Annotated in this window: 11 protein-coding genes; 1 reads left to right on the forward strand and 10 read right to left on the reverse strand. The window is 67.4% G+C overall.

Translation table 11 applies throughout. The features are described from left to right. Positions 1-82: 82 nt before the first annotated feature. The 10 genes from CXY91_RS14490 to CXY91_RS14535 form a co-directional block, all read right to left on the reverse strand. The gene (locus CXY91_RS14490; protein ID WP_054211108.1) at positions 83-736 is read right to left on the reverse strand and encodes a DsbA family protein; all 654 of its coding nucleotides are present in this window, start codon (positions 734-736) and stop codon (positions 83-85) included. Continuing rightward, a complete protein-coding gene (locus tag CXY91_RS14495) occupies positions 733-1,176 on the reverse strand; it encodes a disulfide bond formation protein B (protein WP_054211107.1) in 444 nt (147 codons plus the stop codon). The genes CXY91_RS14490 and CXY91_RS14495 overlap by 4 nt, the downstream gene beginning before the upstream one ends. 16 nt (positions 1,177-1,192) lie before the next feature. Further along, positions 1,193-1,930 (reverse strand): cytochrome c biogenesis CcdA family protein, encoded by a 738-nt coding sequence (locus CXY91_RS14500; protein ID WP_054211106.1) that lies wholly within the window; start codon positions 1,928-1,930, stop codon positions 1,193-1,195. Beyond that, on the reverse strand, positions 1,930-2,433 hold the full coding sequence (locus CXY91_RS14505) for a TlpA disulfide reductase family protein (protein WP_158673413.1): 504 nt from the start codon (positions 2,431-2,433) through the stop codon (positions 1,930-1,932). Before CXY91_RS14505 ends, CXY91_RS14500 begins: the two co-directional genes overlap by 1 nt. A gap of 188 nt (positions 2,434-2,621) precedes the next feature. Next, positions 2,622-3,014: a hypothetical protein gene (locus CXY91_RS30190; RefSeq protein WP_156330402.1), complete on the reverse strand. Its 393-nt coding sequence runs from the start codon at positions 3,012-3,014 to the stop codon at positions 2,622-2,624. A 91-nt stretch (positions 3,015-3,105) separates the two neighbouring features. After that, on the reverse strand, positions 3,106-3,633 hold the full coding sequence (locus CXY91_RS14515) for a TlpA disulfide reductase family protein (RefSeq protein WP_054211103.1): 528 nt from the start codon (positions 3,631-3,633) through the stop codon (positions 3,106-3,108). Positions 3,634-3,650: 17 nt separating this feature from the next. Further along, positions 3,651-4,271 (reverse strand): SCO family protein, encoded by a 621-nt coding sequence (locus CXY91_RS14520; RefSeq protein WP_054211102.1) that lies wholly within the window; start codon positions 4,269-4,271, stop codon positions 3,651-3,653. A gap of 8 nt (positions 4,272-4,279) precedes the next feature. Further along, positions 4,280-4,774 carry a copper chaperone PCu(A)C gene (locus CXY91_RS14525; protein WP_054211101.1) on the reverse strand — a complete coding sequence of 165 codons (495 nt, stop codon included), beginning with the start codon at positions 4,772-4,774 and terminating at the stop codon, positions 4,280-4,282. A gap of 50 nt (positions 4,775-4,824) precedes the next feature. Then, positions 4,825-5,235, reverse strand: a complete 411-nt coding sequence (locus CXY91_RS14530; RefSeq protein WP_156330401.1) for a DUF2946 family protein — start codon at positions 5,233-5,235, stop codon at positions 4,825-4,827. Positions 5,236-5,290: 55 nt separating this feature from the next. Beyond that, positions 5,291-6,631: an Nramp family divalent metal transporter gene (locus CXY91_RS14535; RefSeq protein WP_054211099.1), complete on the reverse strand. Its 1,341-nt coding sequence runs from the start codon at positions 6,629-6,631 to the stop codon at positions 5,291-5,293. A 110-nt stretch (positions 6,632-6,741) separates the two neighbouring features. Here CXY91_RS14535 and CXY91_RS14540 point away from each other — a divergent pair. Then, the coding region (locus CXY91_RS14540; RefSeq protein WP_199777447.1) for a Fur family transcriptional regulator at positions 6,742-6,983 on the forward strand (242 nt) is incomplete at its 3' end.

Raw genomic sequence — 6,983 nt, forward strand, 5'->3', positions numbered from 1 at the left:
CGGCATCCATCCAAGAGGGCGGCGCTGTGAGCGCCGAGGCCGCAGGCTCCGGAGCTTCGTCGGACCTGCGGCGGTGGCGAGCCTATTTCCGCGCCTTCTCGACCTCGCGCTTGACCATTTCGTAAAGCGGGCGCGGGCCGAATTCGGTGAGAGGTTGGCCGTTCACGAAGAAGGTCGGCGTCCGGGTCACCTCAAGCGCCTTCACGTCCACGGCGTCCTTTTCCAAGGTCGTCTGGAAGTCCGGCCGGGCTGCGTCGCGCTTACCGCGCTCGATGTCGAGCCCGGCGTCCTTCGCCCGCGCCCACGCCTTCTCCAGATCGGGTTTGTCGTGGTCGGCCCATTCCGGCTGGAATTCCAGCAGCGCCGCGAGGACGGGTTCGAACTTGCCCTGAAGGCGCGCCGCTTCGAGGATCTTGACGGCCTGATCGGAGCCTTCATGGAACGCTGCGTACCGGATCACGAGCCGTGCATCGTTCGGGAACAGGGCCAGAATCTGCTTGAGCGGCGGATAGAAGGCGCGGCAGGCCTCGCAGGACGGGTCGAAGAACTCGACGATCGTGACGGGCGCGCTCGCGGGGCCGATGACCGGCGAGTGGTCGCGGACCAGCGCCTCAGTGCGCGAGGCCGCGATGGCGCGGGCCCGCTTGGCCTGCTCGTTCTTGTGGAAGACGGTCGCACCGGAGAAGAGCGCGAGGGCGGAGACGCCGGTGAGGACGACGATAGCGCGGCGGTTCATGATGCGGCCTTTGGTCTGGAGCCGATGAGCGCGACGGCAATCGCGAGGAAGGCCGCGAGAGACAGGTACGGCAAGGGCAGCATGCCCAGGATCGTCATGTCGGCGCTGGCGCAGGAGGGGCCCTGCGAGCAGGGCTGGATGCCCTCAGGAATGAAGCCGGCGTAAAGCAGGCTGTGGAACCCGGCGATCGCCATGCCGATGACGGCCAAAGGCAGGCCATAGCGCCAGGCGCCCGCGTCGCCCCGGTAGCTCGCCACCGCGAGCAGGATCGCGAGCGGGAACATGAAGGCGCGCTGGTGCCAGCACAGGCTGCAGGGCGCTTGGCCGACGACCTCGCCGATGAAGAGCGCACTGAGGCTCGCCGCGACCGCGACGATCCAGGCGATGAAGAGATAGAGCCAGCGGTCGTGCCCGCTGGCGGCGCTGTCGCTGCCGGTCATGTGGAAATCACGCCTTTCATCCGATTTTGGCGAGGAAGGGGAAGGTTTCGAGAAGCCAGAAGGCGATCGTCGAGAGCTGGCCAGACATCATGGCCAGGCCCATCGCGATCATGGTGACGCCGGCCATGATCTGCAGAGCGCGTCCCGCGCCGCGCAGGCGGCGAAGTCTCGCCGTCATGCCGTCTGCGAACAGCGCCGTCAGCAGGAAGGGGATCGCGAGGCCGAGCGAATAGACGCTCAAGAGCGCGACGCCGCTGGAGGCCGATGGCGACGTCGCGCTGACAGTCAGGATGGCGCCGAGAACGGGGCCTATGCAGGGCGTCCAGCCGAAGGCGAAGGCGAGGCCGAGAAGGTATGCGCCGACCGGCCGACCGCCGGCGATCGGCGCCTGGACCCGAAGCTCGCGCTCCAGCCAGGACAGGCGCACGAGCCCGGTCGTGAAGACGCCGAAGACGAGGACGATCGCGCCTCCGACGATGCCGGCCTCATAGCGATAGGCGAGGAGGAGGTGGCTGAGCGCGCTCGCGCCCGCGCCGAGCAGCACGAAGACCGTCGAGAAGCCGAGCACGAACCAGACGCTCATCACGACGGCGTTCAGCCGTGATGAGGATCGGGAAGGCGGATCGACGGTCGCGGCCGAGCCGCCGGCGATATACGAGACGTAGCCGGGGACGAGCGGCAGGACGCAGGGTGAGAGGAACGAGACCGCCCCGGCCGCAAGCGCCGCCCAGATGCCGATATTGGCGATGTCCATCAGCGGGCCTGCCTTCCAGGACGATCGGCGAGAAGCCCCGCGATCTCGTCCATCATGGGCTTCTCGTCCCATGCCTTGACGCCATGCCAGCGCCCCTTTTCGGAGCCGTCGGGGCCGAGCAGGATCGTGGTCGGGAGCCCCGAGATGGCCAGTCGGCCAACCGACACGCCCGTCGGGTCGAGGACGACCGGCAGGTCCTTGACGCTCAGCTGCTCCAGCAGCGGCTCGACGACGTCCGCGCCGTCGCGATCGACCGAGAGTGCAATCACGGCGGGAGGCCGTCCGCCCAGGCCGCGATGGAGCCTCGCCAGCGCCGGCAGCTCCTGGCGACAGGACCAGCACCATGTCGCCCAGACGGTCAGCAGCACGGCCTGCCCGCGAAGGCCGGCAAGTCCGGTGGAGCTGCCGTCGAGCCGCTGGAACACGAGCGCGTCGGCGCTCCGTGATCGCGACGTCCTGTCGGCGACCACGACATAGCAGACGACGACCGCCAGCGTCGCCATGGCGACCGCCGACAACACGAGCCGTCTGGATATGAGCACTGGTCCGATCAATCTCGGGCCTCGAAAGCGGAATGGTCATGCCGCGCAAGTCCAGCATGGCGAGCGTCCACGCTCACGGCCGGCGGCGACGGGTCTGGACTGAAAGGCTTGCGCGCGATGACGCCGCAGGCCGCGCGAAGGCTCGCCCTTCAGCTGCGGTGCGGTGGACCCGTCGCTTGCGGCGGACCTTGCGGGCTGCACGAAGCCGGCGCGTCGAGACGCTGCACAAAGATCGTCTCGGACGGTGCGGCGCGTCTGGGGATCAGCGATGCCGGTGCGGGGGGAGTAAACGGCGCCAGCGCGACCGATTTCGCCCAGACGCAGCAGGCATTGACGCCCTCGACATGGGCCGACCGATCACGCTTCGATTCCGGCGTGGCGCCACATATCTCGACGAGGGAGATTTCCCCCACGTCGAACTTGGCGGCGAGATGGGTGCTGCCGGCAAGCGCGCTCGCCATCAACTGGAACATCAGCACGAGACCGCAGACGGCGGCCAGAAGGCCTCGCCCCAGATCCCGTGATGTGCCGATCGACGTCATGATTGGAGAATAGCCCAGGCGGTCGGAGCTGAGCAATCGCGGCGCAGCGTCCTCGCGCTCTGTTGACCGGCCCTGCCTGCGGCGACGGGGATCATCGCGTCGTCTCCCTGGACCTGGCGATGTGCTCGTCGATGTCCGCCACGGTTGCCGGCTGGTCCCACTCACGTGCCCCCGGCCAGCGGGCGATCTCGCGGCCTGCCGGGTCGATGAGCACGGTCGTGGGCAATCCGGTGATCTTCAGCGCCGGCATGCTCCTGGCCTCGCGGTCGAGATAGATCGCCAGGCGGCTTAGCCCCGTCCGCTGAAAGAACGGCTGCACCACCTCCAGCCCCTGCCGGTCGATCGACAGGGCCACGACCTCGAACGTGCCGCTGCCCTTTATCGCCTGCAGCCGGTCGAGCGACGGCATCTCCTTGACGCAGGGCGGGCACCAGGTCGCCCAGACGTTGAGCAGGACGAAGCGGCCGCGGAAGGCCTCTCCCGACAGCAGTCGTCCATCGGCGGTCTCGATCGTCAGTCCGGCCAGGACGGGCGCTGCCGGCTGAACTCGTCGCGTGGCGAAGAGATAGCCGGATGCCGCTGCAATCACGATCGCCGCCAGCATCGCGGCGACGAACACCCTGCGCCCACGAGGGCTCATCGGAGCACCATGCGGACCTTCTCCAGCGCGGAAGCCTCCTCCTCGTGGTAGTCGATCATCGTCCGGAAGCTGCCGTCGGCCTTCATCAGATAGACCGAAGCCGAATGGTCCATGGTGTAGCCGCTCTCGGTCGGGATCTTCTTCGCATAGGCCTTGTAGGCGGCGAGCGCCGCATCGACCTGCTCGCGGGAGCCAGTCAGGCCCACCACGCGGGGATCGAAGGACTGGAGGTAGAGCGCGAGCTGTTCCGGCGTGTCGCGCTCGGGATCGACCGTGATCAGCAGGATCTGCAGGCGATCCGCCGCCGCTCCGATCTTCCCGGTCAGGTTGGCCATCTGTACCAGAGTGGTCGGGCAGACCTCGGGGCAGTGCGTGAAGCCGAAGAAGACCGCCATCGGTTTGCCGCGATAGTCGGCGTCGGTGACCGACCTGCCGGTGTGGTCTACCAGCGTGAACGGCCCGCCGATCGCGGGCACGCCCTGGACGGCCGCGCGACCGGCGAGCGAGCGACCGGGACCATCGACCTGCCACCACCCCAGCATGAGGGCAGCGCTGACGAAGGCTATGAGAACGACGCCGGCCCAGGCGCCGTAGCGGATCCATTTGAGGATTGGCATGGCGCGCCTCAGTGCCCGGTATGGCCTGTCGCGGCCGGTTGCGGCGCGCCGACGGCTTGCACCTGCAGCTCGACCGCGACCGCGCCGGCGCGCTCGAAGACCAGCATGGCCTTGACCTTTTCGCCCTGCTTCAGCGGCGCCTTGAGATCGACCAGCATCAGGTGCAGCCCGCTCGGCTTGAACTCCACCGTCTGGCCGGGCGGGACGACGACGCCGTCCGTCTTCTCGCGCATCCGCATGATGCCGTCTGTGAGGCTGCTCTCGTGGATTTCGACGCGAGCCGCCGCCTCGGTCGAGCCGCCGACCAGACGGTCGGGCTCCGGGCCGATGTTCTCGATGGCGAGATAGCCGCCGCCGACTTTCGCCGAGGGCGGCGTCGCCCTGGCCCAGGGATGGCCGATCTTGAGCGTCCCGACAGCATAAACGTGGGCGCGGACGGGGGTGGCGGCATAGGCCGCCAAAGACAGGGCGACGCCGGCGGCGCCGATCGCGAAACGCTTCATGGATGATCCTCGTCAGGGTGATGGTGCCGGCGGGAGGGCCGGCGCTCAGGTCACGCTTTGAGGATGGGAGGTGCCCTTGACCCCTGGGCGGTCGCCGCTCGGAACAGGATCGCCGGCGGCGCGGCCTGTCCGAACGCGATCGGCAGGCCGGCCGGAACGAGGTAGGGGATGGCGATCGCCGGCGAGGTCGGAGGCAGGACGGGATCGACCGCCACCGAGGCGCTCCAGGCGCAACAGGACGGCTGCGCGGTCGCGTGGTGCGGGCTTTCGTCCGATGCAGGCGCGTCGGGAGCCTGAGCACCCGAGCACAACGCTTGCGTCAGGCCTGGCTCGCCGACCGACATGGCAAGGCGCGAGCCAGCGGCGGCGCTTGCGAACACCCCTTGCAGGATCAGGACATAGGCCATCGCCAGCGCGAGCAGCGCCCGGATGATGACGGTTCTGGCCGGTCGTATTGTCACGGGCCGGACATAGCGGGGCGCTGCCGCCCCCGCAATGCGACATGGCGGATCACGCTCAACCCGTGGCGAGGTCGAACAGCAGCTTCATGTTCAAGGCGATGATGATCGCGGCGATCAGGGCTGCGGTGACGGTCAGCCATTTCGGTGCCACCATCTCGCCCATCTTGCTCCTCGACGCGGTGAACATGACGAGAGGCACGATCGCGAAGGGCAGTTGCAGGCCGAGAATGACCTGGCTCAGGATCAGGAGCTTGCCGGTCTCGCTGGCGCCGTAGATCCAGGTCACGATGATCGCGGGGATGATGGCGACCAGCCGCGTGACGAGCCGCCTGACCCAGGCCGGCAGCTTGATGTCGAGGAAGCCTTCCATGACGATCTGGCCGGCCATCGTCGCGGTCACGGTCGAGTTCAGTCCGCAGCACAGCAGCGCGATGGCGAAGAGCGTCGGCGCGATCGACAGGCCCAACAGGGGCGCGAGCAGTTCATGAGCGCGGCCTAGCTCCGCGACGTCGGTCTGGCCGGTCTTGTGGAAGGTCGCCGCCGCCAGAATCAGGATCGAGGCATTGACCAGGAGCGCGAACATCAGCGCCACGGTGGAGTCCACCGTCGCCCATTTCAGGGCGTCGCGCTTCTCGGGCAGGCTCTCGCCGAAGGCCCGCGTCTGCACGATCCCCGAATGCAGATAGAGGTTATGGGGCATCACGGTCGCCCCGATGATGCCAAGCGCGAGATAGAGCATCTGCGGGTTGGTGACGATCTGCGTCGTCGGCGCGAAGCCGCGCACGACCTGGCCCCAGTCGGGGTCGGCAAGGGCGATCTGGACGCCGAAGCAAATCGCAATCACGCCGAGAAGCGTGATGATGAAGGCCTCGATCCAGCGGAAGCCCTTGTTCTGCAGCCAGAGGATCACGAAGACGTCGAGCGCCGTGACGACGACGCCGATTTCCAACGGCATGCCGAAGAGCAGATTGAGCGCGATCGCCGTGCCGATGACTTCCGCCAAGTCGGTGGCGCAGATCGCGAGTTCCGCCAGTAGCCAGAGCGGCCATGACACGGCGCGGGGATAGGCGTCGCGGCAGGCCTGGGCGAGGTCGCGGCCCGAGCCGATGGCCAGCCGCGCGCAGAGCGCCTGCAGGATGATCGCCATGATGTTGGAAAGAAGCGCGACGAAGAGCAGCGTGTAGCCGAACTGCGCCCCGCCGGCGAGCGAGGTCGCCCAGTTGCCGGGGTCCATGTAACCGACGGCGACGAGATAGCCCGGGCCGAAGAAGGCCAGGAATTTGCGCCACGGCGTCGCGCCGGGCGCGACCGAGATCGTCCTGAAGACGTCGAGCAGTGACGGTTCGCCACGAGCCTTGCGCCAACCGGTTTCAACGGTCTCGACCTTGTTGAGCATCGCCCGCCCCTGAAATTGCAATTCGTTTGCAAAAGCAGATTACGGGCGCCTGCCACATTGTCAATGCATTTGCGAACCATTCTCATTAATGAGGCTGGAGGGAGGAAGCGATGTCCGACGCAGCCGATGTTCTGATCAGCCATTGCCGCCAGGCGGGGCAGCGCATCACGGCGCCGCGCCGCATCATCGCCGACGTCGTCGCCAGGGCCGACGATCATCCAGACGTGCCGGAGATCTACCGCCGGGTTGCCGAGATCGATCCGGGCATATCACTATCGACCGTCTATCGAACGGTGAAGATCTTCGCCTCGACGGGCCTCGTCGAACGCCACAGCTTCGCCGTTTTTTTTTT

This window comes from Allobosea sp. FBZP-16 (assembly GCF_002831785.1).
Lineage (GTDB): Bacteria > Pseudomonadota > Alphaproteobacteria > Rhizobiales > Beijerinckiaceae > Allobosea > Allobosea lupini.